The organism is Pseudoruegeria sp. SK021, assembly GCF_002119405.1.
GTDB lineage: Bacteria > Pseudomonadota > Alphaproteobacteria > Rhodobacterales > Rhodobacteraceae > Meridianimarinicoccus.
Genome location: NZ_MTBG01000092.1, coordinates 1 through 1,917 on the forward strand (window position 1 = coordinate 1; position 1,917 = coordinate 1,917).

1 protein-coding gene is annotated in these 1,917 nt (G+C 55.7%); it reads right to left on the reverse strand.

Annotation, left to right across the window (positions count from 1 at the left end):
- Positions 1-411: 411 nt before the first annotated feature.
- Positions 412-1,734, reverse strand: a complete 1,323-nt coding sequence (locus BV911_RS18680; RefSeq protein ID WP_240512373.1) for an exonuclease domain-containing protein — start codon at positions 1,732-1,734, stop codon at positions 412-414.
- Between the last annotated feature and the right edge of the window lie 183 nt (positions 1,735-1,917).

Consider the following 1,917-nt stretch of genomic DNA (forward strand, 5'->3'; position numbering starts at 1 on the left):
GTTGCAGATTGCCTCACAGCATCACATCACAGGGTGGCCGGATGCCCCGGAATCGATGGCCGGATAAAATCGGAATGGGTGGCCGGATACTTTTGGAATCCGTGGCCGGATGACCCCGGAATACGCATATCCAGGATGCTGTACGAATTTATCTTGCCGGGATGTAGGCCATACACCTCACTTGCTTCGAAGCGACTGGACGAAAGAAGGTATTCTCAACGCCGATATATCGAGGTTTGGCAAGCCACGGACAATCGGTGATGATTCACGTGCCTTCGCCTTTCCGACAACAGGATTGATCGCTGTAGGGTTGTGGATGCTTGCACGCCTCAGGTGCGAAGTGGTCGCCCACCCCCCCTAAAGCCACTCAATGGGTTGCGACTAAGTCAGCCCATCTGGTCCCAATTTGCGTTACTCCCTGTGCACGGACACTTCGTATTCGTAGGGGCCTAATTCGTAAATCTGGACGTGATTTCCAGCTTGAGCGGCATTTGTCTCGAAAAATTCCCGGACCCACCCTCGTTTGCGGAAAAGCTTCTTTTTTCCGTCAATGTCTGTGGTGATTTGTGAACTCGCGCCCCACCTCACCAAAACTGATCGCGGCGCTGCCGACGCTGCGTTGGGACCGCCGATGCAGTCTTCTGGAAACGCAGCCAAAACATCGCGCAAGTAGAAGTGATTGTTCTTGATGTGACCATCGGTAAGAACTGTGAACCCAATCAGTTTTTCATTTGGACAGGTCGCTTCATGCCCCAGTCGAGCATCATTCGGTTTCAAAGGCATTGATGGTCCTGGGGGTGGCACCCAAGTATCGTCTACGACATCGAAATCATCATCGTCTTTTATGGTTGCTTGAACCGAAGGCCGTCTCCGTGAATTCTCGGCATGCAGGACCACTTCAGCAGCTGCTCTGGCGTCTTCCCCGGCGTCGTGGTGTTCGAACGACAGACCAAGATACCCCTTCAGCGAAGCCAGTCCGTGACCGCCGTTACCCTTCAATTCCGGCCATGCTTGACGAGCCACAGTGACGCTGTTCTGCCAATCCCACTCTGGCTCAGGCCGGCTCAATTCAGCGCAGGCTGCACGGATCGCGCTGCGGTCGAAGCCAGAATGCTGGTACACGGTAAGACCACTTAGGGCGACTTCCAGCACAGGAAGAACCTCGGCAATGTTAGGCGCACCTCTGACTGTCGCATTGCTGATGCCGTGGAGGCCGGTGAATACCCAGCGTGAGGTTTGGGGATCGACATATGTTACCCAAGTTTCAATCGAGTTGTCGGGTCGGACGCAGGCCACACCAATCTGGCAGATGCTGGCCCGATTATTGTTAGCCGTTTCCACATCGAGCGCCTCGAACCGGAATGGGCCTTTCGGAAACGTCTTCATCCCTTGAGCGCCAGAGGCGGCAGGGCGCGTCGATGGTGTCTCACCGCCGAGGAACCGCATCTTCTGCCGATCAAGCGCAGCGCGTTGGGCGGCTCCGAAACCCAGCCGCCCGATGACGAAATCGACCAAATCCGTGGGTTCCTCGTAAGCGTCCATCCCGCGTCGGTTCCAAGCAACGGCGTTCTTGGGGGCCAGATCGATCACCTGTGCCTCCAATCCGGAGATATCTAAGTCGTCGGCGAGTGGTACCCATACAGCACCGCAATATTCCGCGATGAAGGCATTGCGGACCTTTTTCGCGATGTCGCCATCTGCCTTTGTCTCTGGATCGTTCCGAAGTCGCCACATACGCCCGGTGTTATACATGCGGGAGAAATAGTGGCTGGTGGTCTCGGACCCGGTCCAGAGGTGGTCGCAAGAATTCGGACCAGTTGCTAAGCTTTAGCGACTGACGAAGGACCGACCTGAGATGACAAAACGAAAGCGCTATTCTGCGGAGTTCAAGGCAAAGGTGGCACTGGAAGCCATCCG